Origin of the sequence: Kitasatospora sp. NPDC001540 (genome assembly GCF_042894345.1) — a bacterium.
Classification (GTDB): domain Bacteria; phylum Actinomycetota; class Actinomycetes; order Streptomycetales; family Streptomycetaceae; genus Kitasatospora; species Kitasatospora phosalacinea_C.
Genome location: NZ_JBIAVO010000032.1, coordinates 22056 through 48054, shown reverse-complemented (window position 1 = coordinate 48054; position 25999 = coordinate 22056). Strand labels below are relative to the sequence as shown.

22 protein-coding genes and 1 pseudogene are annotated in these 25999 nt (G+C 75.2%); 20 read left to right on the top strand and 3 right to left on the bottom strand.

Translation table 11 applies throughout. The features are described from left to right. The first annotated feature begins 87 nt into the window (after positions 1-87). On the top strand, positions 88-777 hold the full coding sequence (locus ACFY00_RS29430; RefSeq protein WP_388034815.1) for an HAD family hydrolase: 690 nt from the start codon (positions 88-90) through the stop codon (positions 775-777). Between the two features lie 33 nt (positions 778-810). Here ACFY00_RS29430 and ACFY00_RS29425 read toward each other — a convergent pair whose 3' ends face one another. Beyond that, the gene (locus tag ACFY00_RS29425) at positions 811-1326 is read right to left on the bottom strand and encodes a GNAT family N-acetyltransferase (protein WP_388034814.1); all 516 of its coding nucleotides are present in this window, start codon (positions 1324-1326) and stop codon (positions 811-813) included. Between the two features lie 350 nt (positions 1327-1676). On the opposite strand from ACFY00_RS29425, the gene ACFY00_RS29420 reads away from it, so the two are divergent. Further along, entirely contained in the window at positions 1677-2012 is a 336-nt protein-coding gene (locus ACFY00_RS29420) for a hypothetical protein (protein ID WP_388034811.1), read from the top strand. Positions 2013-2054: 42 nt separating this feature from the next. Here the strand turns inward: ACFY00_RS29420 and ACFY00_RS29415 are convergent. Then, positions 2055-2396 (bottom strand): annotated as a pseudogene (locus ACFY00_RS29415) (transposase); the annotation flags it as partial. 203 nt (positions 2397-2599) lie between these two features. On the opposite strand from ACFY00_RS29415, the gene ACFY00_RS29410 reads away from it, so the two are divergent. The 12 genes from ACFY00_RS29410 to ACFY00_RS29355 all read left to right on the top strand — a co-directional run bounded on the left by ACFY00_RS29410 (position 2600) and on the right by ACFY00_RS29355 (position 19015). Further along, a complete protein-coding gene (locus ACFY00_RS29410; protein ID WP_388034809.1) occupies positions 2600-2953 on the top strand; it encodes a VOC family protein in 354 nt (117 codons plus the stop codon). A 345-nt stretch (positions 2954-3298) separates the two neighbouring features. After that, positions 3299-5071: an acyclic terpene utilization AtuA family protein gene (locus tag ACFY00_RS29405; protein ID WP_388034907.1), complete on the top strand. Its 1773-nt coding sequence runs from the start codon at positions 3299-3301 to the stop codon at positions 5069-5071. Continuing rightward, positions 5068-6666, top strand: a complete 1599-nt coding sequence (locus tag ACFY00_RS29400; protein WP_388034806.1) for an acyl-CoA carboxylase subunit beta — start codon at positions 5068-5070, stop codon at positions 6664-6666. The genes ACFY00_RS29405 and ACFY00_RS29400 overlap by 4 nt, the downstream gene beginning before the upstream one ends. A gap of 35 nt (positions 6667-6701) precedes the next feature. Further along, on the top strand, positions 6702-8660 hold the full coding sequence (locus ACFY00_RS29395; protein WP_388034803.1) for an acetyl/propionyl/methylcrotonyl-CoA carboxylase subunit alpha: 1959 nt from the start codon (positions 6702-6704) through the stop codon (positions 8658-8660). Between the two features lie 23 nt (positions 8661-8683). Further along, the gene (locus ACFY00_RS29390) at positions 8684-9862 is read left to right on the top strand and encodes an acyl-CoA dehydrogenase family protein (protein WP_388034800.1); all 1179 of its coding nucleotides are present in this window, start codon (positions 8684-8686) and stop codon (positions 9860-9862) included. Between the two features lie 69 nt (positions 9863-9931). Then, on the top strand, positions 9932-10690 hold the full coding sequence (locus ACFY00_RS29385; RefSeq protein ID WP_388034798.1) for a maleylpyruvate isomerase family mycothiol-dependent enzyme: 759 nt from the start codon (positions 9932-9934) through the stop codon (positions 10688-10690). Positions 10691-10915: 225 nt separating this feature from the next. After that, positions 10916-11719 carry an inositol monophosphatase family protein gene (locus tag ACFY00_RS29380; protein ID WP_388034795.1) on the top strand — a complete coding sequence of 268 codons (804 nt, stop codon included), beginning with the start codon at positions 10916-10918 and terminating at the stop codon, positions 11717-11719. A 181-nt stretch (positions 11720-11900) separates the two neighbouring features. After that, on the top strand, positions 11901-13502 hold the full coding sequence (locus tag ACFY00_RS29375; RefSeq protein ID WP_388034793.1) for an AMP-binding protein: 1602 nt from the start codon (positions 11901-11903) through the stop codon (positions 13500-13502). Positions 13503-13563: 61 nt separating this feature from the next. Beyond that, the gene (locus ACFY00_RS29370; protein ID WP_388034790.1) at positions 13564-14178 is read left to right on the top strand and encodes a TetR/AcrR family transcriptional regulator; all 615 of its coding nucleotides are present in this window, start codon (positions 13564-13566) and stop codon (positions 14176-14178) included. A gap of 312 nt (positions 14179-14490) precedes the next feature. After that, a complete protein-coding gene (locus ACFY00_RS29365) occupies positions 14491-16833 on the top strand; it encodes a SpoIIE family protein phosphatase (RefSeq protein WP_388034787.1) in 2343 nt (780 codons plus the stop codon). A gap of 84 nt (positions 16834-16917) precedes the next feature. Then, positions 16918-17514, top strand: a complete 597-nt coding sequence (locus ACFY00_RS29360; RefSeq protein ID WP_388034784.1) for a hypothetical protein — start codon at positions 16918-16920, stop codon at positions 17512-17514. Between the two features lie 97 nt (positions 17515-17611). After that, a complete protein-coding gene (locus ACFY00_RS29355) occupies positions 17612-19015 on the top strand; it encodes an MFS transporter (protein ID WP_388034781.1) in 1404 nt (467 codons plus the stop codon). A gap of 252 nt (positions 19016-19267) precedes the next feature. On the opposite strand, the gene ACFY00_RS29350 is transcribed toward ACFY00_RS29355, so the two are convergent. Continuing rightward, positions 19268-20929, bottom strand: a complete 1662-nt coding sequence (locus ACFY00_RS29350; protein ID WP_388034779.1) for an FAD-dependent oxidoreductase — start codon at positions 20927-20929, stop codon at positions 19268-19270. Between the two features lie 248 nt (positions 20930-21177). Here ACFY00_RS29350 and ACFY00_RS29345 point away from each other — a divergent pair, with 248 nt between their 5' ends. The 6 genes from ACFY00_RS29345 to ACFY00_RS29320 are packed head-to-tail and all read left to right on the top strand — an operon-like array spanning position 21178 to position 25998. Next, positions 21178-22314, top strand: coding sequence for a SchA/CurD-like domain-containing protein (locus tag ACFY00_RS29345; protein ID WP_388034776.1), 1137 nt, complete (start codon positions 21178-21180; stop codon positions 22312-22314). 47 nt (positions 22315-22361) lie between these two features. Next, entirely contained in the window at positions 22362-22787 is a 426-nt protein-coding gene (locus tag ACFY00_RS29340; RefSeq protein WP_388034774.1) for a cupin domain-containing protein, read from the top strand. Beyond that, on the top strand, positions 22784-24049 hold the full coding sequence (locus tag ACFY00_RS29335) for a beta-ketoacyl-[acyl-carrier-protein] synthase family protein (RefSeq protein ID WP_388034771.1): 1266 nt from the start codon (positions 22784-22786) through the stop codon (positions 24047-24049). Before ACFY00_RS29340 ends, ACFY00_RS29335 begins: the two co-directional genes overlap by 4 nt. Then, on the top strand, positions 24046-25272 hold the full coding sequence (locus ACFY00_RS29330) for a beta-ketoacyl synthase N-terminal-like domain-containing protein (protein WP_388034769.1): 1227 nt from the start codon (positions 24046-24048) through the stop codon (positions 25270-25272). Before ACFY00_RS29335 ends, ACFY00_RS29330 begins: the two co-directional genes overlap by 4 nt. 11 nt (positions 25273-25283) lie before the next feature. Further along, complete coding sequence (locus ACFY00_RS29325; RefSeq protein ID WP_388034767.1) at positions 25284-25538, top strand: acyl carrier protein; 255 nt, start codon at positions 25284-25286, stop codon at positions 25536-25538. 1 nt (position 25539) lies between these two features. Further along, positions 25540-25998: an SRPBCC family protein gene (locus ACFY00_RS29320; protein WP_388034764.1), complete on the top strand. Its 459-nt coding sequence runs from the start codon at positions 25540-25542 to the stop codon at positions 25996-25998. The last annotated feature ends 1 nt before the right edge of the window (position 25999 follow it).

The following is a 25999-nucleotide window of genomic DNA, read 5'->3' as shown; positions in this document are numbered from 1 at the left end:
CGGCCCCGACCGACAGTCCCGCTCCGGCCCGCGACGAGGCGCCCCGGGGGGTCGACCGCGCGGCGTCCGACAGCCAGACTCGGTCGGATGACGACACGACCCGCACCCCGGGCCCGGGAAGACCTCCGCGCCGTCCTCCTCGACTCCGGCGGCGTGCTGATGCGACCGATCGGCGGCCGCTGGAACCCGCGGGCGGACTTCGAGGAGACCGTCCTCGCCCACCACCCCGCGATCCCGCCGGAACGCCTCGCGACCGCCATCGCCACGGGCGACCGCTTCCTCGACGGCTCCTCGACCACCCCCGCGACCGACGACTACCACCGGCTGCTGCTCCGCGCCCTCGACGTGGAGCCGACCCCGGAACTCCTCGCCGACCTGCGCCGCGAAGTCCCGCCCGCCACGCTCCTGGAGACCTACCCCGAGGTGGTGGACACCCTCACCGAACTCGCCCGGCGCGGTGTCCGGATGGCCGTGGTCTCGGACGCCTGGCCCAACCTGCCCGACCTCCACGCGGGCCTGGGCCTCGACGGTTTCTTCGAGGCGTACGCGATCTCCGCGGTCCTCGGCTGCAACAAGCCCGACCCGCGGATGTACCGGCACGCCAGTACCGCGCTGGGCCTCCCCCCGGCCCAGTGCCTGTTCGTCGACGACGACCCGGAGCTGGTCGCCGCCGCCCTCGACCTCGGCTACGCGGCCCGCCACATCCGCCGGGGCGACGCCCCCGCCACCGACCTGCCCGCCGTCACCTCCCTGACGGACCTGCTCGACCTGTTCTGAACCGTCCGCCCGACCACCCGGCACCCCGGGCGGTCAGCGCTCACCACGACCCGTCACCGTGTCCAACTCGCACCGGTACCAGGTGCCCCGCCGACCGGAGAGCTCATCCGGACCGGCGGGGCCGACGGGAACGAAACCGGCCTTGAGCAGGACCCGCCGGGAGGCGACGTTCTCCTCCGCGGCCGCCGCCCGCAGGTGGCCCAGCCCGTACCGCACCGCGGCCAGACGACACACCTCCCGCACGGCCGCGGTCGCCACCCCGCGCCCGGCGACGCGCTGCGCGACCCGGTAGCCGAGCACCGCCCCACCGTCCCCGATGTCGACCAGGTTGAACCGGCCGAGCACCGACCCGTCCTCGGCGAGCAACAGGTGGAACGCACAGTCACCGGCCTCCTGCTCGGCCAGCAGCGCCCGGTGCCGCTCCGCGTACCGGGCGAAGAACGCGTCCCCACGGTCGGGAACCGAAGCCGCGAAGTAGGCCCGGTTGGCGACCTCGAAGGCCAACACGGCCTCCGCATGCTCAGCGCGCAACAACGTCAACTCGCCCACGCCCCGACCCTACCCGGCCCCGTGAGCCCCCCTACCCCACAGCACCGACGCCTCGCCACCGGGCCGACACCCACCCAGGGCCGGCGGCCGTTCCGGGGCGACGAGTTCGGCGAGCGCGGTGAGTCCTCGATCCGCAGCACCGCCGTGCCCGCTTCGGCTCCGGTGCCCGTGGTCGGCTCGCCGGTGACGAAGTCGGTGCCGCGGTCCAGCCAGATGCCGGTGAGCCCGGCGGCGGTGGCCGCGGTGACGTCGCTGGAGAGCACGTCGCCGACGTTGGCGGCCCGTTCGGGGGCGGTGCGCAGCGCGTGCGAGGATAGGCTGGGGCCGATCAACCGCGAGGAGGACCGACCGTGGGCCAGCAGCCCTACCCGTTCCACGACGGGGCGAACGTCGCCTGGGAGTTGGTGGTCTGGTCCGGCGAGCGCGACCGGGTGGTGGTCGCGGCCCTGGGCCGGGAGGTCGTCCTCCGGATCCGCGAGCACTTCGACCGGGGCGACGACGTCTGGATGTTCGACGTCTACCCCGTCCCGCCCGAGGTCCTGCCGGAGATCGAGGCCCTGGTGCCGGGCCTCCGGCTGGACCCTGCCCGGGAGCACCACATCGAGGCCACCCAGAACCTGCCGGACGGGTGCCGCTGGCCCCCCGAACCCGGCGGCCTCCCTCCGGGCCACGTGCCACCCCCGTGAGCCCGCCCCCGTGAGCCCGCCCGCGGGGGAGCGTCACCCACCGCCCCGGCGGGTCCGCTGGCGCGAGTCGTCGACCGCGGTCCGCGACCAGTCCAACTCGCCCGCGCGGTGGAGTTCGTCCAGCAGCACCCGCTGCAGCCGGTCCCAGATCCCGGCCTCCTGCCAGTCCCGCAGCCGACGCCAGCACGTCATGCCCGAGCCGTAGCCCAGCTCCTGCGGCAGCCACTCCCACTGGATCCCGGTGTGCAGCACGAACAGGATCCCCTGCAGGCAGCCGCGGTCGTTCGCGGACGGGCGGCCGAGGCCCTGCCGCCGCACCGGCAGTAACGGCTCGATCCGGCCCCACAGTTCGTCCGACACCAACCACGGCGGTCTCTTCCCCACGACGGGCCCAACGAGCCGACACCCGAACGGTCATGGGCCGTACCCCGTTCGGCCATCCACCCCGCCGTACTCAGGCCCGCCGCGAAGGCTCCGATCGCCTCCCCCGGGAGGTCCGGGACGCCTGGAGCGGCGGCGTCCGACCGGTGGTCGACGGAAGTCACCCCAGCTCAGGGGGCCGGTCGGCCTCGTTTATGCTCACACCCATGGCACTTGAATGGGAACAGATCATGGTCGACTCCGCCGACCCCATCGCCCTCGGGCACTGGTGGGCGGAGGCCCTCGGCTGGGTGGTGGTCGACGAGGACGAGGAGATCGTCGAGATCCGCCCCGAGCCGGACCGGCTGCCGGGGCTGCTCTTCGTGGCCGTCCCCGAGGGCAAGACGGTGAAGAACCGGCTCCACCCGGACTTCCGCCCCGACGACCAGCAGGCCGAGGTCGCCCGGCTGCTCTCCCTCGGCGCCCGGCGCGCCGCCCCCGTGCAGGACGAGCAGCACTGGGTGACCCTCCTCGACCCGGAGGGCAACGAGTTCTGCGTCCTGGGCGAGCGCAAGAGCTGAGCGGGTCCGGGCCGCCGTCCGGACGGAGCCGCCGTCGCTCCGCCGCCGGTGGCCCGGGGTGCGGCGTTCCCGAGCACGGATGATCGACCCCGTGGCGCGCTCCCCGGCGGCGGCTGCCCGGCGCGGAGGAGCCGGCCCTCCCTCCGCCTTCCTCCCGACTGAAAACAAGCACGCGTGCTTGATTTGTCCCCGGCTTACTGCCACGCTCGGTCGCGACCGGACACCCACCGGCCCGGCCGCAGCCTCGAACGGCGTTCGGGCGCAGCGGAGTTGGGGAGGAGAACCGTGCTGCGGATCGGCAATGCCTCGGGGTTCTACGGGGACAGGTTCGGGGCGTTCCGCGAGATGCTGGCGGGTGGGCCGTTGGACGTGCTGACCGGCGACTACCTGGCCGAGCTGACCATGCTGATCCTGGCCCGGGACCGGCTGCGCGACCCGTCACTGGGGTACGCGCGGACGTTCCTGGGGCAGGCCGAGGAGTGTCTCGCCGAGGCGCTCGACCGCGGGGTGCGGATCGTGGTGAACGCGGGCGGCCTGAACCCCGGACGGTTGGCCGCGCTGCTCGGGGAACTCGCCGGGCGCCAGGGCCTGCAGCCCCGGATCGGTTACGTCACGGGTGACGAACTCCTCCCCAAGGCCGAGGAGTTGGGCTGGACGGGGGAGGACCGGCGGCGTCCGCTGCTGGCCGCGAACGCCTACCTGGGGGCCTTCGGCATCGCCGAGTGCCTGCGCGCCGGGGCGGACGTGGTGGTGACCGGCCGGGTGACGGACGCGGCCCTGGTGGTCGGTCCCGGCATCGCGCACCACGGCTGGACCCCCGAAGACCTGGACGCCCTGGCCGGGGCGGTGGTGGCCGGTCACGTCCTGGAGTGCGGGGCGCAGGCCACCGGTGGGAACTACGCCTTCTTCACCGAGCACGACGTCGACCACCCGGGCTTCCCGATCGCCGAACTGCACGCCGACGGCAGCAGCGTGATCACCAAGCACCCCGGCACCGGCGGCGCGGTGACGGTGGAGACCGTCACCGCCCAACTCCTGTACGAGACGGGCGGACCGCGCTACCTCGGGCCGGACGTCACGGCCCGGCTGGACACCGTGACGCTCACCGCGCAGGGCCGCGACCGGGTCCGGATCGACGGGGTGCGCGGCGAGGCCCCGCCCGCCACCCTCAGGGTCGGGCTGAACCGGCTCGGCGGCTACCGCAACGAGCTGGTGTTCGTCCTCACCGGACTGGACACCGAGGCCAAATCCGCTCTGGTGCGACGCCAGTTGACCCGCGCCCTGACCGCCGCCCCGCCCGCGGACCCACCCACCGCCCCGCCCGCGGGTCCACCCGTGGACCCGATCACCGCGCCCCCCGCCGAACTGCGCTGGACCGAGACCCGCACCCACCACCCGGACGCCGACACCGAGGAGCGCGCCAGCACCCTGCTCCGGCTCACCGCCCGCGACCCGGACGAGCACCGGGTCGGACGCGCCCTCACCTCCGCCGCCGTCGAACTCGGCCTGTCCGGCTACCCGGGCTTCCACCTCGCCGCCCCACCCGCCCGGCCCAGCCCCTACGGCGTGTTCGAGACAAGGGAGTTGGACCGCCGAGCGGTCGACCACGCCGCCCACCTGCCCGACGGCACCCGCATCCCCGTCCCCCCGGCGCCGACCGTCACCACTCGCCAACCCCCGCTCCCCGCGCCGCCGTTGCCCCCGCCGCCCACTCCCGGACCGACCCGCCGCGCCCCGCTCGGCCTGGTCGCCGGGGCCCGCAGCGGCGACAAGGGCGGCGACGCCAACCTCGGCGTCTGGGCCCGCAGCGCGGCCGGCTGGCCCTGGCTGGTGCACACCCTCACCACCGCCAAGCTCCGCGAACTCCTGCCGGAGGCGAGCGAGTTGACCATCGAACGGCATCTGCTGCCGAACCTCCGGGCGGTCAACTTCACCCTCCACGGCCTGCTCGGCGAAGGCGTTGCCGCCCAGCACCGGTTCGACCCGCAGGCCAAGGCACTGGGGGAGTGGCTGCGCTCCCGCCACCTCGACATCCCGGAAACCCTCCTCCCGCCCTCCCCGCCCCCGCCGTCGCCCACCCCACCCCCGCCGCCGCACGCCCCGGAGGCCCCGCAGTGACCGTCCTGCCCACCCGGCTCGACCCGGCCGGGGCCGAGTACGCGGCCCACCGCGCCGCCATGCTGACCAAACTCGCCGAACTGGACGCCGAGCACGCCAAGGCGCTGGCCGGCGGCGGCCCCACGTACCTGGAACGGCACCACGGCCGGGGCAAACTGGCGGCCCGCGAACGGATCGAGCTGCTGCTCGACCCGGACGCGCCGTTCCTCGAACTCTCGCCGCTCGCCGCCTGGGGCAGCCCCTACCAGGTCGGCGCGGGGCTGGTCACCGGCATCGGCGCGGTGGCGGGCACCGAGTGCGTGATCACCGCCAACGACCCCACCGTGCGCGGTGGTTCGTCGAACCCGTGGACGCTGCGCAAGGCCCTGCGGGCCAACGAGATCGCCCTGCGCAACCGGCTCCCGCTGATCAACCTGGTCGAGTCCGGCGGCGCCGACCTGCCCAGTCAGAAGGAGGTGTTCGTCCCGGGCGGCGCCCTGTTCCGCGACCTGACCAGGCTGTCGGCGGCCGGGATCCCCACCGTGGCCGTGGTGTTCGGCAACTCCACGGCGGGCGGCGCGTACGTGCCGGGCCTGTCCGACCACGTGATCATGGTGAAGGAGCGGGCCAAGGTGTTCCTCGGCGGCCCGCCGCTGGTCAAGGTGGCCACCGGCGAGGAGTCCGACGACGAGTCGCTCGGCGGCGCCGAGATGCACGCCCGCACCTCCGGCCTCGCCGACCACCTCGCCCTCGACGAACCCGACGCGCTGCGGCTGGCCCGCCGGGTCGTCCACCGCCTGCACTGGCGCAAGTCCGGCCCGGCGCCCAGCAGTTCGTACCGGCCGCCGAAGTACCCGGAGGAGGAGCTGCTCGGCATCGTCCCCGGCGACCTCAGGACGCCGTTCGACCCGCGCGAGGTGATCGCCCGGATCGTCGACGGCTCCGACTTCGACGAGTTCAAGCCCCGCTACGGCACCGCCCTGGCCACCGGCTGGGCCACCCTGCACGGCCACCCGGTCGGCGTCCTGGCCAACGCCCGGGGCGTGCTGTTCAGCCAGGAGTCGCAGAAGGCGGCCCAGTTCATCCAGCTCGCCAACCAGCGCGACCGCCCATTGCTCTTCCTGCACAACACCACCGGCTACATGGTCGGCCGGGAGTACGAGCAGGGCGGCATCATCAAGCACGGCGCGATGATGATCAACGCGGTGGCGAACAGCACCGTCCCGCACCTGTCCGTCCTGATGGGCGCCTCGTACGGGGCGGGGCACTACGGCATGTGCGGCCGCGCCTACGACCCGCGCTTCCTGTTCGCCTGGCCCAGCGCCAAGTCCGCCGTGATGGGCCCGCAGCAACTCGCGGGCGTGCTCTCGCTGGTGGCCCGCCAGTCCGCCGCCGCCAAGGGGCAGCCGTACGACGAGGAGGCCGACGCCGCGATCCGCGCCGCCGTCGAGCAGCAGATCGAGGCCGAGTCGCTGCCGGTGTTCCTCTCCGGCCGCCTGCACGACGACGGGGTGATCGACCCGCGCGACACCCGCACCGTCCTCGGCCTGTGCCTGTCCGCGATCCACAGCGGCCCGGTCGAAGGTGCCCGCGGCTACGGCGTCTTCCGGATGTGACCACCAACAGCCTTACCCAGGAAGGGAACTGACGAGTGATCAGCTCACTGCTGGTGGCCAACCGGGGCGAGATCGCCCGCCGGATCCTGCGCACCTGCCGCACCCTCGGCATCGCCACCGTCGCCGTGTACGCCGATCCGGACGCCGACGCCCGGCACGTCCGGGAGGCCGACACCGCCGTCCGGCTGCCCGGCGCCGCCCCCGCCGACACCTACCTGCGCGCCGACCTGCTGGTCCGCGCCGCCCTCGACGCCGGGGCCGACGCCGTCCACCCCGGGTACGGATTCCTGTCCGAGAGTGCCGAGTTCGCGCAGGCCGTGCTCGACGCCGGGCTGCGCTGGATCGGCCCGCCACCCGCCGCCATCGCCGCGATGGGCTCCAAGACCGCCGCCAAGCGGCTGATGGCCGCCGCGGGCGTCCCCGTCCTCACCATCGGGCCCGAACCCGCCGCCACCGACCTGCCGCTGCTGGTCAAGGCCGCGGCGGGCGGCGGCGGACGCGGCATGCGGGTGGTCCGCACCCTCGCCGAACTCCCGGACGCGCTGGCCGCAGCCCGCGCCGAGGCCGCCGCCGCGTTCGGCGACGACGAGGTGTTCTGCGAACCGTACCTGCCCACCGGCCGCCACCTCGAGGTGCAGCTGCTCGCCGACGCCCACGGCACCGTCTGGGCCGTCGGCGACCGCGACTGCTCGCTCCAGCGCCGCCACCAGAAGGTGATCGAGGAGGCCCCCGCCCCCGGCCTCGCCCCCGACCTGCGGGAGCGCCTGCACGCCGCCGCCACCGCCGCCGCCCGCGCCGTCGGCTACCAGGGCGCGGGCACCGCCGAGTTCCTGCTCGCCCCCGACGGACGCCTCGCCTTCCTGGAGATGAACACCCGCCTCCAGGTCGAGCACCCCGTCACCGAGTGCGTCACCGGACTCGACCTGGTCGCCCTCCAACTCGCCGTCGCCGAAGGCGAGAAGCTCCCCGCCGACCCGCCCCCCACCCGCGGCTGCGCGATCGAGGCCAGGCTCTACGCCGAGGACCCGGCCCGCGGCTGGCAGCCCGCCACCGGAGACCTCCACCTGCTCGAACTCCCCGGCGCCGACGTCGAGTTCGCCACCCTCCCGACCCCCACCGGACTGCGCCTGGACGCCGGAGCCGGCTCGGGCGACCGGATCACCGCCCACTACGACCCGCTGCTCGCCAAGGCCGTCGCCTGGGCCCCCACCCGCGCCGCCGCCGCTCGCCGCCTCGCCGACGCCCTCGCCCGCGCCCGCCTGCACGGCCCCGCCACCAACCGCGACCTGCTGGTCCGCGCCCTGCGCCACCCCGACTTCCTGGCCGGCCGCGTCCACACCGCCCTGCTCGCCGACCACCACGCCGAACTCACCGCCCCTGACGGCGCATCCACCCCGCTCGCCGCCCTGGCCGCCGCCCTCGCCGACGCCGCCGACCGCCGCGGCCCGCTGCGCCACCTCCCCTCCGGCTGGCGCAACCTCCCCTCCCAGCCGCAGACCAAGCGCTACCGCACCGCGGACGGCACCGAACTCGACGTCCGCTACCGCCTCACTCGCGACGGACTGCGCGCCGACGACCACCCCGACGTCCAACTCCTGCACAGCGCCCCCGACTCCGTCGAGCTGGCGGTCGGCCCGCTGCGCCGCCGCTACCGGATCGCCCGGTACGGCGACCGGGTCTTCGTCGACACCCCCACCGAGCACCACGCCCTCACCGCCGTCGACCGCCACCCCGCCCCCACCGCCCCGCTCGCCCCCGGCACCCTGCTCGCCCCGATGCCCGGCACCGTCGTCCGGATCGACGCCCGGCCCGGCGACCGGGTCGCCGCCGGGCAGGTGCTGCTGCGGATCGAGGCGATGAAGATGGAGCACCGCATCACCGCCCCCGCCGACGGCATCCTCACCGACCTGCCCGCCACCCTCGGCCACCAGGTGGAGGCCGGAGCCGTCCTCGCCGTCGTCCGCCCCAGCACCGAGCCCACCGACCCCGCGTGAACCCGTCCCCGGGAGGACCCGCCGTGCCCGCACCGCTGACCGACACCCAGGAACAGCACGACCTGCGCGCCGCCGTCGCGGCCCTCGCCGCCCGCTACGGCCGCGACTACTTCCAGCGCAAGGCCCGCGCCGGTGAGCCGGTGCGCGAACTCTGGTCCGAGGCCGCCAAAGCGGGCTACCTCGGCGTCAACCTCCCCGCCGAGTACGGCGGCGGAGGCGCGGGCATCACCGAACTCGCGCTCGTCCTCGAAGAGTTGGGCGCGGCAGGCTGCCCCCTGCTGATGCTGATCGTCTCCCCGGCGATCTGCGGCACCGTCATCGCCCGCTTCGGCACCGAGGCGCAGAAGCAGCGCTGGCTGCCCGCCCTCGCCGACGGCACCGCCGTGATGGCCTTCGGCATCACCGAACCCGACGCGGGCTCCAACTCCCACCGCATCTCCACCACCGCCCGCCGCGACGGCACGGACTGGCTGCTCACCGGCCGCAAGGTCTTCGTCTCCGGCATCGACCAGGCCGACGCCGTCCTCTTCGTCGCCCGCACCGAGACCGTCGACCCGGAAGGGGGCCGCACCGGCCGCCTCCGACCCGCCCTGTTCGTCGTCCCGCGCGACACCCCCGGCTTCGAGTACCGGCCCATCCCGATGGAACTGACCGCCCCCGAGAAGCAGTTCCAGGTCTTCCTGGACGAGGCCCGGCTCCCCGCCGACGCCCTGGTCGGCGACCAGGACTCCGGCCTGCTGCCACTCTTCGCGGGCCTCAACCCCGAACGCATCATGACCGCCGCCTTCACCCTCGGCATCGCCCGCCACGCCCTCGCCACCGCCGTCTCCTACGCCCGCACCCGCACCGTCTGGGACCGCCCCATCGGCGCCCACCAGGGCATCGCCCACCCCCTCGCCCAGTGCGCCATCGAGGTCGAACTGGCCCGCCTGATGACCCGCAAGGCCGCCCAGCTGTACGACGCGGGCCACGACCGGGCCGCGGGCGAGGCCGCGAACATGGCCAAGTACGCGGCGGGCGAGGCCTCCTGCCGCGCCGTCGACCAGGCCGTCCAGACCCTCGGCGGCAACGGCCTCACCCAGGAGTACGGCCTCGCCGCGCTGATCACCGCCACCCGGGTCGGCCGGGTCGCCCCCGTCAGCCGGGAGATGATCCTCAACTACGTCGCCCAGCACACCCTGGGCCTGCCCCGCTCCTACTGACCGCGATCCGCCCGCCCGCGCCGGATAACCGCTTCCACCCGCCCGGAAGTTGATGATAGACAGTCAACCGTGTCCAGCGATCATGACTTCCCCGCCCTGCTGAGCCTGCTCGACGACCGCTCCGCGGCCTTCCGCGAAGCCCTCGCCGCCGCCCCCGCCCTCGACGCCAAGGTCCCGACCTGCCCCGAGTGGACGCTGCACGAGCTGGCCCAGCACCTCGGCCAGGGCCAGCGCTTCTGGGCGGCGATCGTCACCGCCGGAGCCTCCGAGACACCCCCGCCCCGCCCCACCGAGCCCGCCCCCACCGAGCGGGAGGCCCTGACCGCCTGGTTCACCGCCTCCACCGACCAACTCCTGGACGCCCTCCGCGAGGCCGGCCCCGAAGCCCCCTGCTGGACGTGGTGGGGGCCGGCGCAGTCCCCGCAGAACGCCCTGGCCGCGGCCCGCCGCCGCCTCAACGAGACCGCCGTCCACACCTACGACGCCCAGCTCGCCGCGGGCACCCCCGCCGCCGTCCCCGCCGAGGTCGCCCGCGAGAGCGTCGACGAGTTCCTCCACACCTGCTGCTCCACCACCGTCGCCTGGCCCCACGCCCCCGCGACCCTCGCCTTCCGGGCCACCGACGGCCCCACCTGGCACCTCGCCCTCTCCCCGTCCGGCGCCCACGCCACCCGCACCCCCACCACCACGCCCCCCGACGCCACCATCCGCGGCACCGCCGCCGAGATCCTCGCCGTCCTCTACGGCCGCACCCCCATCGAAGCCCTCCCCGTCGAGGGCGACCCCGAGCCCTTCCACCAGCTCTACGCCTGGGACCCGGAGGCATAAGAGCCCCGTCCCGAGAGCCCCGCCACGAGAGCCCCGCCAGGGGCTCGGGGAACGGCGAGTCCGAGCTGCTGCCGGCCGGAGCCCATCGATGTGCCCGTGCTGCTTCGGGCCGCCTGAACAGAACCCGAAGCAACGGCACGCACCGGCAATGCACCGCCAGCAGTCCCGAGCCCGCCGTTCCCCGGGCCCCTGATCTCACCCCCCGCCTGCCGAAAGGTGATCCCCGTGAACGACGCCGACCTCGCCCGCCGGGCCGCCGAGCTGGGGGCGCAGGTGGTCCGGAGCACCCCCTGGCAGCGCGTCGCCCGCAAGGACAAGGGCGGCGGCGACTTCGCGACCGCCGCCGACCTCGCCGCGGAGCAGGTCGTCCTCGGTCTACTACGCCAGGCCCGTCCCGGTGACGCGTTCACGGGGGAGGAGAGCGGCCACGCCGGAGACCGCGCCGCCCCCCGCCAGTGGCTGGTCGACCCCCTGTGCGGGACGCTCAACTTCGCGGTGGGCACCCACCTGGTGGCCGTCAACGTCGCCCTGCGCGAGCACGGCCGGACGACCGCCGCCGCCACCGCCGACCCGTACACCGGAGAGACCTTCTGGACCGACGGCACCACCGCGCACCTGCGCCGCGACGGCCGCGACACCCCGCTCGTCCCGTCCGCCGACTCCCGGCTGGTCGACCTCAACCTGGACCCGCCCTACCCGAACGCCCCGGCGCTGCGGGTCGCGCGGCTGCTCACCGACCCCGACTTCGAACGGGACTTCCGCCCCCGGGTGGTCTCCACCACCCTCGCGGTCGCCTGGGTCGCGGCGGGACGCCGCGCCGGGTACGTGACGGACGGGCACCTGGCGGACAGCGTCCACTTCGCGGCGGGCATCGCGCTCTGCGAGGCCGCGGGCTGCACCGTCACCGACCTGCGCGGCGCGCCGCTGCACAGCGGGGTGGGCGGCCTGATCGCCGCGGCCGACCCGGAGACCCACGCCCGCCTGCTCGACCTGCTCTCCCGCCAGGAGCGCCCGTCCGCCCCCGCATAGGCCCGTCACGCCCCGCCGACCCCGCCCGCACCCGCACCCGCACAGGCCCGTCACGCCCCCCGCCCGCCCGTACGCCCGTAAGCCCGTCGCGCGCCCTGGTGGCGGCCCCGGGCCCCCGGCACGCTTGCACCCGCGCCCGCACACCCCGCGGCCGCGCCCGCCGAGCCGCCCGGAGGCCCGCATGGTGTTCCACAGCGACTACCCGCCCGTCGACCCGCTCGACCTGCCGGTCCACGAGGCCGTCCTCGGCGGCTGCGCCACCGGCGAGCACGCCGACCGCCCGGCGCTGGTCGACGGGCTGACCGGCCGGAGCGTCAGCTACCGGGAGCTGGACGCGGGCAGCCGTCGCCTCGCCGCGGGGCTGGCCGAGGCGGGGGTGGGCCGGGGCGACGTGGTGGCGCTGTTCAGCCCCAACTCGATCGCCTACCCGCTGGCGTTCTACGGCACGACCCGCACGGGGGCGACCGTCACCCCGGTGAGCTCGCTCGCCACCCCGTCCGAGCTGGCGGGCCAGTTGCGCGACAGCGACGCCCGCTGGATCGTCACCACCGCCGAGCTGCTGCCCGTCGCCCGGCAGGCGGCCGCCGAGCACCCGGTCGCCGAGATCTTCGTCTGCGACGGGGCCGCGGGCCACCGCTCGCTCGCCGACCTCGCCGCCACCGCCGCCCCCGAGCCGGAGCCGCGGATCGACCCGGCCGCCGACCTGGCCGTGCTGCCGTACTCCAGCGGGACGACCGGCCTGCCCAAGGGCGTGATGCTCACCCACCGCTCGGTGTCCACCAACCTGGTCCAGGTCGACGCCCTGCTCGGCCCGGCCCCGGGCGAGCGCGTCCTGGCCGCGCTGCCGTTCTTCCACATCTACGGCCTGACCGCCCTGCTCAACCGCCCGCTGCGGGCCCGCTCCACCGTGGTGGTGCTGCCCCGCTTCGACCTGGAGCAGTTCCTGTCCGCGATCCAGCGCCACCGGATCGAGGCGGTGTACGTGGCCCCGCCGATCGTGCTGGCGCTGGCCAAGCACCCGCTGGTCGACCGCTTCGACCTGTCCTCCGTGCGCTACGTGCTCTCCGCCGCCGCCCCGCTGGACGCCGAGCTGGCCGCCGCCGCGGCCCGCCGCCTGGGCCTGCCGCACCTGCTGCAGGGCTACGGCATGACCGAGCTCTCCCCGGTCACCCACGTCGTCCCGCCCGGCGACCCCCACCCGCCGGTCGGCACCGTCGGCCGCCTCGTCCCCGGCACCGAACTGCGGATCCGCTCGCTGGACGCCCCGCACCGCGACCTCGGCCCCGGCGAGGACGGCGAGCTGCTGCTGCGCGGCCCGCAGCTGATGGCGGGCTACCTCGGCAAGGAGCCCGACACCGCGGCCACCGTCGACCCGGAGGGCTGGCTGCACACCGGCGACGTCGGCCGGGTCGACGCCGAGGGCTGGCTGTTCGTGGTCGACCGGGTGAAGGAGCTGATCAAGTACAAGGGCCACCAGGTCGCCCCGGCCGAGCTGGAGGCCCTGCTGCTCACCCACCCGGGCATCGTCGACGCCGCCGTGGTCGGCGTCCCCGACGCCCACGGCGCCGAGCACCCCAAGGCGTACGTGGTGCCCGCGTTCGGCTGCGAGCTGGCCGAGCAGGAGGTGGTCGAGTACGTGGCCCGCCGGGTCGCCCCGTACAAGAAGGTCCGCGAGGTGGAGTTCCTGGAGGTGGTGCCGAAGTCCGCCGCCGGCAAGATCCTGCGCCGCGAGCTGCGGGCCCGGGCAGCGGAGCGGGGACGGCGGCCGGACGGCGGTGCATAGGATCGGTGGCACCGGGGCCCACCCGCCGCCCCGGCCCGAACGCGCCGAGCAGGAGCCGCCGATGACGACCAGCCTCCCCGCCGCCCGCACGCCCCGGCAGGACCGCAGCCGGGCCACCCGCCGGCGACTGCTGGAAGCGGCGGTGGAGTGCCTGGCCGAGCTCGGCTGGAACGGTTCCACGGTGCTGGTGGTCGCCGAGCGGGCGGGCGTCACCCGAGGCGCCGCCCAGCACCACTTCCGCACCCGCGAGGACCTGTTCACCGCCGCCGTCGAGCACGTCGCCGCCGAGCGCCTGGCCGCCGTGCTGGCGCGGGCCGAGCAGCTGCCGCCGCCCGGCCCGGCCCGCACCGAGGCCGTGGTGGAGATGATCGTCCGCCTCTACACCGGCCCGCTGTTCCGCGCCGCGCTGCACCTGTGGGTGGCCGCCGCCACCGAGCAGCCGCTGCGCGAACGCATCGTCAGCCTGGAGAACCACGTCGGCCGGGAGGCGCACCGGGCCGCCGTCGAGTGCCTGGGCGCGGACGAGTCCGCCACCGGCGTCCGGGAGACCGTCCAGGCCACCCTCGACCTGGCCCGCGGCCTGGGCCTGGCCAACCTGCTCACCGACGACGGCCCGCGCCGGGCCGGTGTCGTCCGCCAGTGGTCCCGGCTGCTGGACGCCGCGCTCGCCGGGTGACACCGTGCCGGAACGGTTCGTGACCGGCAGTTGGGGGTCGCACCCTTGCCCGAACCGGTCCGAATCGAGCAGACTCGCATCTCCGGTCCGACGGCCCGCACGACCACCAGTCGCCAGCGCCCGGCGGGCCGTGCAGTCTGGTGGAAGCCGGAACGACCGGCGGAACCGGGAAGGTACCGGGCAGGTGGCCAACTGAGCACGCACGGGTTCGAACACAGGCCCGGCCGCGACGCGGCGGGCGCCGCTTCCGCGCGCCTGGCCGGGCACCGCCTGGTCCCGCTGGCCACGGCCCTGGTCCAGGAGGACGGCCGGGTGCTGCACTGGAGCCAGGAGGCCGAGGCGCTCACCGGCTGGAGCGCCGAGCAGGCCGTCGGCGCCCACCCCGTCCAACTGCTGCTGCCCGAACAGGACCGGGCCGCCGCCGAGAAGCTCTTCGACCGCCTGGTCGCCGGACGCGGCTGGACCGGCACCCACCCCGTCCGCCGCCGCGACGGCTCCACCGTCGAGCTGGAGTTCCACACCTACCCGATCGCCGGGCCCGACGGCCGCACCCTGCTGCTGGCCACCGCCTCCGACACCGAGGCCCTGCACGAGGTCGAGTCCGACCTGGCGATCCTGGACGGCTTCTTCGACCAGTCCCCGATCGGCCTGGCCGTCTACGACACCGAGCTGCGCTTCGTCCGGCTGAACGAGGCGCTCGCCCGGATCAACGGCCTCAGCGCCGAGGAGCACCTCGGCCGCCGGATCTCCGCCGTGCTGCCCGGCATCAACGCCCACGAGATCGAGAACGTGATGCGGCAGGTGATCGCCACCGGCAAGCCCGTGGTCGACGCCCGCTCGCACGGCCGCGTCCCCGGCGACCCGCGCCGCGACCGGGCCTGGTCGGCGTCCTACTTCCGGCTGGAGGACTCCACCGGCAAGGTGCTCGGCGTCTCCTCCTCCATCATCGACGTCACCGAGCGCTTCCAGGCCGAGGCCCGCGCCTCCCGCGCCCAGGAGCGGCTGACCCTGCTCGCCTCGGCCGGCGCCCGGATCGGCACCACCCTCGACCTCAAGCGCACCGCCGAGGAGATGGTCGAGGCGATCGTCCCGAAGTTCGCCGACTTCGCCACCGTCGACCTGCTGGAGCCCGTGCTGCGCGGCGAGGAGCCCGCCCCGATCCAGCCCGACCGCCCCATCCAGGTCCGGGCCGTCGCGGTCGGCGAGGCCTACGGCTCCGGCCTGACCGGTGCCGCCGACGCCGTCGGCGGCACCACCGAGTACGGACCGCACCGGGTCTACGCCCAGTGCCTGCGCAGCGGCCGCCCGCTGCTCAAGCCGCACGTGGACGAGGAGGTGCTGCGCGGCCTGGTCCCCGACCCCTCCCGGGTCGCCCCCGGCATCGCCGCCGGCATCCACTCCTACCTGCTGGTGCCGCTGATCGCCCGCGGCATGGTGCTCGGCGGCGCCGAGTTCGTCCGCACCCGCAACCCTGAGCCGTTCGGCGCCGCCGACGTCTCGCTCGCCGAGGAACTCGTCGCCCGCACCGCCCTGGCCATCGACAACGCCCGGCTCTACCGCCGCGAGCGCGAGACCGCCCTCACCCTGCAGCGCAGCCTGCTGCCGCAGGAGATCCACCGCACCCTGGGCCTGGAGATCGCCCACCGCTACCTGCCCTCCAGCGTGGTCAGCGAGGTCGGCGGCGACTGGTTCGACGTCGTCCCGCTGTCCTGCGGGCGCGTCGCCCTGGTGGTCGGCGACGTGATGGGGCACGGCATCCGGGCCGCCGCCACGATGGGCCAACTGCGCACCGTCGCCCGCACCCTGGCCACCCTCGACCTGCCGCCCGAACAGGTCCTCGGCCGCCTCGACGAGACCGCCTCCGCGATCGGCGAGGGCCAGTTCGCGACCTGCGTGTGCGCCGTGTACGACCCCGTCGACCGCAGTGTGGTGATCTGCTCGGCCGGCCACCTGCCGCCCGTCCGGGTCGACCCCGACGGCACCGCGCACGTCGTCGACCTGCCGCCCGGGGTCCCGCTCGGGATCGGCGGCGGCGCCTTCGAGTCGATCGAGTTCACCCTGCCGCCCGGCGCGACCTTCGCGCTCTACACCGACGGCCTGGTCGAACGCCGCGGCCGCGACCTCGACGAGGGCATCGACCTGCTCGCCCGCACCCTCGCCACCCCCGGCCGCACCCTGGAGGAGAGCTGCGACGCCGCGCTCTCCGCCCTGGTCACCGACGGCACCGAGGACGACATCGCCATGATCATGGCCCGCGTCCTGCCCGTCCCCGCCGACCGGATCGCCACCCTGCTGCTGCCCGTCGAGGGCCCGCTGCCCGCCCGCGCCCGCCGCTTCACCCGCGCCACCCTGGACGCCTGGGGCCTGTCCGCCCTCACCGACTACGCCGAACTGGTGGTCAGCGAACTCGTCACCAACGCCCTGCTGCACGCCGACGCCCCCCGCCGCCTGCGGATCTTCCGCGACCGCACCCTCACCCTGGAGGTCTCCGACGCGGGCGGCCAGCCGCCCCGGCTGCGCAGCTCCGCCGAGGAGGACGAGGGCGGCCGCGGCATCCACCTGATCAGCGAGCTCGCGCACCGCTGGGGGAGCCGCCCCACCAAGCACGGCAAGGTGGTCTGGGCGGAGATCGAACTCCCGTACCGCGCGGGCTGACACCCGCCCGGGCGCGACCGCTCGCCCGGCGCGCCGCGCTGCCGGAGAGTCGGAGCAACCACGCCGTCGACCGAAAGGCCCGCCGTGCACCTCCGTCCCCTCGCCGCCGTCGGCCTGCTCGCCCTCGCCGCCGGAGCGGCCGCCCTCACCACCCCGGCCCCGGCGCCCGCCGCCGACCCGTCCCCCGCCCCGTCGCCCAGCACCGCCCCCGCGCCGACCGGCACCGGCCAGCCGCCGGAGAGCCCGTCCCCTTCGCCCGCCGCGTCCCCCTCGCCCGAGGCGTCCTCCTCGCCCGAGGCGTCCTCCGCGCCGCAGGGGCCACCGACGGCCGTCACGATCACCGGGGCCGTCCTCGACCCGAAGGTCCCCAGCCGGGTCCGGGTCGCCCTCGCCTACACCTGCGCGCCCACCGGCCAGCCCCGCTCGCTGAACACCTCGGTCGAGCAGCCCGACCCCGAGGACCCCGCCACCACCGCCTTCGGCTCCACCCGCACCTTCCCGGCCCTGGTGGTCTGCGACGGCACCCCGCAGACCCAGACCGTCACCGTCCAGTCCAAGACCAGCAACTGGCTCACCGGCACCGACTCCGTGGTGGTCACCACCCTCACCGACCTCGGCGCCACCCCGCCCGCCGCCGCCGACGCCCGCCGGATCCCCCTCGACCTGCCGCCCGCCCCCTGACCCCGCGTCAGCCGACCGGCCCCCGCCCCCGGCGCGCCGCCCGCCCGCCGCCGCCGACGCCTCCGAGACTGGACGCCCGACGGAAGGGGACCCCGCCATGGCCAGCCAGCCCACGACAGTCGACGCCCCGGCCCGGGAGGTGCGCCGCTGGCGGGCCCTCGCGGTGTGCCTGGTGGCCGGGTTCATGACCCTGCTCGACGTCTCCATCGTCAACGTCGCCCTGCCGTCGGTGCGCAGCGGGCTGCGGATGTCCGAAGCCGGGCTCCAGTGGGTGCTCTCCGGCTACTCGCTGGCCTTCGGACTCGTCCTGGTCCCGGCCGGGCGGCTCGGCGACGCGGTCGGCCGCCGTCCGGTCTTCCTCACCGGCCTCGCCCTGTTCACCGCCACCAGCGCACTGGCCGGCGCCGCCCAGAACGAGGCCTGGCTGGTCGTCGCCCGGCTGCTGCAGGGCATGTCCGGCGGACTGCTCGTCCCGCAGGTCTCCGGCTTCATCCAGCAGCTGTTCCGCGGCGAGGAACGCGCCCGCGCCTTCGGCCTGCTCGGCACCACCATCGGCTTCTCCACCGCCGTCGGCCCGCTGCTCGGCGGCCTGCTGATCGCCGCGTTCGGCACCGCCGAGGGCTGGCGCTGGGTCTTCTACGTCAACCTGCCGATCGGCCTGGTCGCCCTGCCCTTCGCCCGCCGCCTGCTGCCCGCGCCCACCCCCGACACCTGCGCCCGCCGCGACTTCGACCCGGTCGGCGTGCTGCTGCTCGGCCTCGGCACCGTCCTGCTGCTGCTCCCGCTGGTCCAGGCCCAGTGGCACGACGTCCGCAAGTGGCTGCTGCTGGCCGGCTCCGCGCTCGTCCTGGTCGCCTTCGCGCGGTGGGAGCACCACTACGCCCGGCGGCGCGAGCCGCTCGTCCACCCCGAACTGTTCCGCACCCGCTCCTTCACCGGCGGCGCGCTGGTCTCGCTGCTCTACTTCGCGGGCTTCACCGCGGTCTTCTTCGTCTTCACCCTCTACCTGCAGTCCGGCCGCCACTACAGCGCCCTCCAGGCGGGACTGGCCATCACCCCCTTCGCCCTGGCCTCCGCGGTCGCCTCCACCGTCGGCGGACGCCTGGTCACCCGCCACGGCCGCCAGCTGATCGCCACCGGCCTCACCACCGTCGCCGTCGGCCTCGCCCTCGCCGCCCTCGCCGTCCACCTCTTCGACGGCCCCGAGGTCGGCTGGGCCACCGCCCTCCCGCTCCTGCTGGCGGGCCTCGGCAGCGGCCTGGTGGTCTCCCCGAACCAGGCCCTCACCCTCAACGAGGTCCCCGTCACCCGGGCGGGCTCCGCCGGGGGCGTCCTGCAGACCGCCCAGCGGATCGGCTCCGCCGCGGGCATCGCCACCGTCGGAGCCACCTTCTTCTCCCACCTGCACACCCCCGCCGACTACCCCGCCGCCTTCCAGCTCAGCCTCGCCGTCGTCCTCGCCTTCGTCCTGCTCGCCCTCCTGGCCGCCACCCGCCACTGAGCGCCGCCAAGCAGCCGAGAAGGCCCCCGCACGAGGTCCCCCGCACGAGGTCCCCCGCACGAGGTCCCCCGCACGAGGGCCCCCGCACGAGGGCCCCGTCAGGGGCCCGGGGAACGGCGGGTCCGAGCTGCTGCCGGCCGGAGCCCATCGATGTGTCCGTGCTGCTTCGGGCCGCCTGAACAGAACCCGAAGCAACGGCACGCACCGTCAGCAGCCCCGGCCCCGCCGTCCCCCGGGCCCCGGACGCCCGCCCTACAGCCCCGCAACCCCTCGCACCGCGACCCGCAGCGCCGCCACCGGATCCCCGACCGGGCTGCTCGCGCGCCAGCCCACGAACCCGTCCGGACGGACCAGCACCGCGCCGCCCTCGCGCACCCCGTAGACCGCGGGCCAGCCGCTGGGCCCGGCGGGGCGGGGTCCGGCCGCGGGGGCGTCGGCGACGGGCTCGGGGACGAGGTCGCCGCCCTCGCCGACCAGCAGGCACCTGATCGGCACGCCCGTCTCCCCGGTCACCGCCCGGGCCGCCTCCGGCCACCGCCCGCCGCCCTGCGCGGGCGCCAGCAGCACCGGCTCGCGCTCGAACAGGTCCAGGGTGGACAGCCGCCGCCCGTCGCGGTCGCGCAGCCACAGGTGCGGGGCCCGGGTGCCGACCTCGCCGGTCGCGGCGAAGCGCTCCGGCACGACCCCGGCGGTGGCGTCCGCGCCGACCAGCGCGCCCTCGGTGTAGCGGTAGCCGAGCGCGACCGCGAGCACGTTGGTGCGCGGCCCGCCGACCGGCGCGGCGTCGAAGCCGGGGTGCTGGTGCTCCACCGAGCGCGCCGCGGCCCGGGCCGCGGTCTGCACGGCCACCGGCCGCCGCTCCGCCCCGTACGACTCCAGCAGGCGCGGTCCGCCCCAGCCCGCCAGCACCGCGGCGAGCTTCCAGGCCAGGTTGTGCGCGTCCTGGATGCCGGTGTTGGAGCCGAACGCCCCGGTGGGCGGCATCTCGTGGGCGGAGTCGCCGCACAGGAAGACCCGTTCGGCGCCGTACCGGTCGGCGACCCGTTCGGCGGCGTGCCAGGGGGCGCGGCCGGTGATCTCCACGTCGAGGTCGGGGACGCCGGCCGCGGCCCGGATGTGCGCCGTGCAGCGGGCGTCGGTGAAGTCCTCGACCCGTTCGCCGCGCTCGGGGTGCCAGGGCAGGTGGAAGACCCACTCCTCGCGGTTGTCGACGGGCAGCAGCGCGCCCGCCCCGGCCGGGTCGGTCAGGTAGCAGGCGATGAACAGCCGGTCGCCGACCACCTCGGCGAGCCGCTTGGCGCGGAAGGTGACGGAGACGTTGTGGAACAGGTCGCCGCGCCCGGACTGCCCGATGCCCAGCCGCTCGCGGACGGGGCTGCGCGGCCCGTCCGCGGCGAGCAGGTAGTCGGCCCGGACGGTGCGCTCCTCGCCGGTGGCCCGGTCGCGCAGCAGCGCCGTCACCCCGTCGGCGTCCTGCTCGAAGGAGACCAGCTCGGTGTTGAACCGGATGTCCCCCCGCCGGGCGGCGTGCCGCAGCAGTACCGGTTCGAGGTCGTTCTGGCTGCACAGGCACCACCCGGACGGGCTGAACCTGGCCAGCCCGCCACCCGGGTCGATCTCCCGGAACAGCCACTCCTGCTCGCCGCCGGAGAGCGTCTCGGCCTGCAGGATGCCGTGGTTGTCGGCCAGCACCGAAGCGGCCGTCCGGATGTCCTCCTCCACCCCGGCGACCCGGAACAGCTCCATGGTGCGGAGGTTGTTGCCGCGGCCGCGCGGGTGCCGGGAGGTCTCGGCGTGCCGCTCCACCAGCAGGTGCGGCACGCCGAGCCGACCGAGGAAGAGCGAGGCCGAGAGCCCCACCAGCGATCCGCCCGTGATCAGGACCGGAACCCGGTCCGCCATCTGTGTGTTCATCGACTCTGCTCCATCCGTGCAGGGCGCGGGGCGCGCCAGACCGGACATCCATCCCCCGTCGCTGACGGGCACTCAGGGTGCTTCGCCCGGATGGCCCCGAAGTCTCGCGCGGCCCCCGTCGGCGTCTGACGATCGAGGGCGAACCATCGCCCGTCCGCCGGGCGCACCGGCCGGCACCGGCCGGGGTCCGCCACCGGCGAGGGTCTCTCCGCAGACGAACCGCGAACCGACGACAGGAACCCACCACCATGACCCTGCTCTCCGCCACCGAGGAGACCACCACCGGCACGGACCGGCCCACCCCGGGCCGGCTCCGCGTCATCCTGATGCTGGAGGTCTACGAAGGCGCCCAGGACCGCTTCCTGGACGCCTACGAGCTGCTCCGCTACCAGGTCTCGTCCGTCCCCGGACACGTCAGCGACCAGCTCTGCCAGTCCATCGACGACCCGTCCCGCTGGCTGATCACCAGCGAGTGGGAGAGCGCGGAGCCGTTCCTGGCCTGGGTCGACAGCCCCGCCCACCGCGAGATGGTCAAGCCGATGCACGGCTGCGTCCGCGACAACCGCTCGTTGCGCTACACCGTGCTGCGCGAGACCCGCGGCACCACCGCCACCGACACCACCGCCCCGCCGCTGCGTCCCGGCGAGCACCACCCCGCCGTCCCCGGCACCCCCCGCCCCGGCCCGGACGGGGTGGTGCGGCACGCGCTCAGCTTCACCGTGAAGCCCGGCACCGAGGCCGGGGCGGCCGAACTGCTGGCCGACTACCGCTCCCCGCAGGCCCGGGTCGACGACACCACCCGCCTGCTGCGCACCTCGCTGTTCATGCGCGGCAACCGGATCGTGCGCTGCGTCGAGGTGGCCGGCGACCTGACCGCCGCGCTGCGGCACGTCGCCCGGCAGCCCGAGGTGCGGGCCGTCGAGGAGGCGATCAACCCGTACCTGGAGGAGGACCGCGACCTGGACGACCCGCTGTCCGCCCGCGACTTCTTCCAGCGCGCCGCGCTGCCCGCCGTCCACCACCACGCCGCCCTGAAGTCCGGCCCGGTGCAGCGGCACGCCTACCTCTACCCCGTCCGCCCCGGCGCCGGCGGCGCCCTCGCCGAGCTGCTGTCCGAGGAGGACGAGCACGCCGCCGCCGACCCCGGCGGCCCGCTGGTGCGCGCCACCGTCCACCGGCGCGAGGACCTGGTGGTCCGGCTGGTCGACCTGCTCGGCGACCCCGCCGACGACCCCGCCACCGCCCTCGGCCTGGCCGGACCGCGCGCCGCCGCCGTCCTCGGCAAGCTCACCGAACCCGCCGAGCGCACCCACGAGGGCCTGCGCCGCCTGCTCGCCGAGTGCGCGATGACCTCCGTCACCGACCGCAGCTCGGCCGAGGACTGACCACCCCAACCCCCCCCAGCACACCCCGCCACGAGAGGAAGACCACCGTGACCACCGAGATGCCACGCATCGTCCACGTCGACGACGCGCCCCCCAACCGCAAGCGCGGCGGAGACCTGCGGGCCATGCTCACCCCGCCGGCGGTCGGCGCGACCAGCGGATTCATGGGAGTGGCGATCGTCGAACCGGGCGACCGGATCGGCGAGCACTACCACCCGTACTCCGAGGAGTTCGTGTTCGTGATCTCCGGCGAGCTGGAGGTCGACCTGGACGGCGTGCCGCAGCGCCTGCGGCCCGACGAGGGACTGATGATCCCGATCGGGATGCGGCACCGCTTCCGCAACGTCGGCAGCACCGAGGCCCGGATGGTCTTCCACCTCGGACCGCTCGCCCCGCGGCCCGAACTCGGCCACGTCGACACCGAGGAGACCGCGGAAGCCGGACCGCCGGAACCGGCCGGGGCGGCCTCGTGACGCGCCGGGTCGCGGTGACCGGGATCGGCGTGGTCGCCCCCGGCGGCATCGGCGTCCCCCGGTTCTGGTCACTGCTCACCGAGGGCCGCACCGCCACCCGCGGCATCACCCTGTTCGACCCGGAGGGCTTCCGCTCCCGGATCGCCGCCGAGTGCGACTTCGACCCCGCCGTGCACGGCCTCACCCCCGAACAGGTGGACCGCAACGACCGGTACGTGCAGTTCGCGCTGGTCGCCACCGACGAGGCGGTCGCCGACGCCGGGCTCGACCCGGAGCGCGAGGACCCCTGGCGGGTCGGCGTCTCGCTCGGCACCGCCGTCGGCGGCACCACCCGGCTGGAGCGCGACTACGTGCTGGTCAGCGGCCGCGGCGAACACTGGGACGTCGACCACCGGCCCGCCCAGCCGCACCTGGAACGGGCGTTCTCCCCCTCCACCCTGGCCTCCGCCGTCGCCGAGCGGATCGGCGCCCACGGCCCGGTGCAGACCGTCTCCACCGGCTGCACCTCCGGCCTGGACGCCGTCGGCTACGCCGCCCTCGCCATCGAGGAGGGCCGCGCCGACGTGATCGTCGCCGGAGCCTGCGACTCGCCGATCTCCCCGATCACCGTCGCCTGCTTCGACGCCATCAAGGCCACCTCGGCCCGCAACGAGGACCCCGAACACGCCTCCCGCCCCTTCGACGCGGGCCGCGACGGCTTCGTCCTGGGCGAGGGCGGCGCCGTCCTGGTGCTGGAGGAGTGGGAGCACGCCAAGCGGCGCGGCGCCCGGATCTACGCCGAACTCGGCGGCTTCGCCACCTTCGGCAACGCGTACCACATGACCGGCCTCACCCAGGAGGGCCTGGAGATGTCCCGGGCCATCGACCGGGCCCTGGCCCACGCCGGACTCCCCGGCGACGCGGTCGACTACGTCAACGCGCACGGCTCCGGCACCAAGCAGAACGACCGGCACGAGACCGCCGCCGTCAAGCTCTCCCTCGGCGAGCACGCCCGGCGCACCCCGATGAGCTCCATCAAGTCGATGGTCGGGCACTCGCTCGGCGCGATCGGCGCCATCGAACTCGTCGCCTGCACCCTCGCCCTGCACCACGGCGTCGTCCCGCCCACCGCCAACTACACCGAACGCGACCCCGAGTGCGACCTCGACTACGTCCCCCGCACCGCCCGCGAACTGTCGCTGCGCCACGTGCTGTCGGTCGGCAGCGGGTTCGGCGGCTTCCAGTCCGCCGTGGTGCTGAGCAAGGTGGAGGCAGCCGCATGAACCGACGCTGCGCCGTGATCACCGGCATCGGCGTGGTCGCGCCCACCGCCGTCGGCGCCGACGACTACTGGAAGGCCCTGAGCGAGGGACGCTCGGCCCTGGGGCCGATCGACCGGGAGGGCTGCGAGCACCTCCCGCTCCGGACCGCCGGCCTGGTGCGCGGCTTCGACGCCGAGCAGTACGTCGAACCCCGCTACCTCGTCCAGACCGACCGGTTCACCCACTTCGCGATGGCCGCCGCCGAACTCGCCATGGCCGACGCCGACCTGGCCGACCACCCCGACGACCCGTACGGCGTCGCCGTGGTCACCGCGGCCGGCTCGGGCGGCGGCGAGTTCGGCCAGCGCGAACTGCAGCACCTGTGGGCCGAGGGGCCGCACCACGTCGGCCCCTACCAGTCGATCGCCTGGTTCTACGCCGCCTCCACCGGCCAGATCTCCATCCGCGGCGGCTTCAAGGGCCCCTGCGGCGTGGTCGCCTCCGACGAGGCCGGCGGCCTCGACGCGCTCGCCCACGCCGCCCGGGCCGTCGCCCGCGGCACCGACGCCGTCCTGGCCGGAGCCGCCGAAGCCCCCGTCGCCCCGTACTCGATGGTCTGCCAGCTCGGCTACCCCGGGCTCTCCACCGCCGAGGACCCCGAACGCGCCTACCGCCCGTTCGGCAGCGACGCGGCCGGGTTCGTGCCCGCCGAGGGCGGCGCGATGTTCGTCGTCGAGGACGAGCACACCGCCCGCCGGCGCGGCGCCCGCCCCCGGGCCGAGATCGCCGGGCACGGCGCGACCTTCACCGGCGCCGCCCGCTGGGCCGAGAGCCGCGAGGGGCTCGCCCACGCGATCCGCGGCGCCCTCGCCGAGGCGCGCTGCGCCCCCGACGACGTCGACGTGGTCCTCGCCGACGCCCTCGGCGTGCCCGAGGCCGACCGGGCCGAGGCCCTCGCCCTCGCCGACGCCCTCGGCGAGCACGCCGGACGCGTCCCCGTCACCGCCCCCAAGGCCGGACTCGGCCGCGCCCACTGCGGCGCCCCCGCCCTGGACGTCGCCGCCGCCGTGCTCGCCCTCGAACACGGCCTCGTCCCGCCCACCCCGCACACCACGGACTGCCCGTACGACCTCGACCTGGTCACCGGCCACCCGCGCGCCGCCGAACTGCGCACCGCCCTGGTGCTCAGCCGCGGCCTGATGGGCTCCAACTCCGCCCTGGTGCTGCGCCGCCCCAACCCCTGAAGGAGCACGACATGCCCTCCGAGATCACCTACGAGGAACTCGCCACCCTGATCAAGACCCGGGCCGGCGTCGCGGTCACCGTCGACCAACTCGCCGACCCCGGCTGCGTGTTCCTCGACCTCGGCGTCGACTCGCTCGGCGTCCTCGGCGTCCTCGCCGACGTGGAGAACCGCTACGGCGTCTCCATCGACTCCTCCGACCTGCTCGGCCGCCCCGTCGCCGAGTTCCTGCAGACCGTCAACTCCTCCGTGAAGGCTGGTGCCTGAGATGCCCGGACACACCGACAACACGATCGTCATCAACGCGCCCGTCGACCTGGTCTGGGACGTCACCAACGACCTCGAGAACTGGCCCCAGCTGTTCAGCGAGTACGCCTCCGTCGAGATCCTCGACCGGCAGGACCAGCTGGTCCGCTTCCGGCTCACCATGCACCCCGACGAGAACGGCCAGGTCTGGAGCTGGGTCTCCGAGCGCGAGGCCGACCGCGACAAGCTCACCGTCCGGGCCCGCCGGGTCGAGCCCGGGCCGTTCGAGTTCATGGAGATCCGCTGGGAGTACGAGGAGCACCCGCAGGGCACCAGCATGCGCTGGATCCAGGACTTCGCGATGAAGCCCACCGCCCCCGTCGACGACCAGGGCATGACCGACCGGATCAACCAGAACTCCAAGGTCCAGATGGAGCTGATCCGCGCCAAGGTCGAGCACCGCGCCGGAGCGGCCCGGTGAA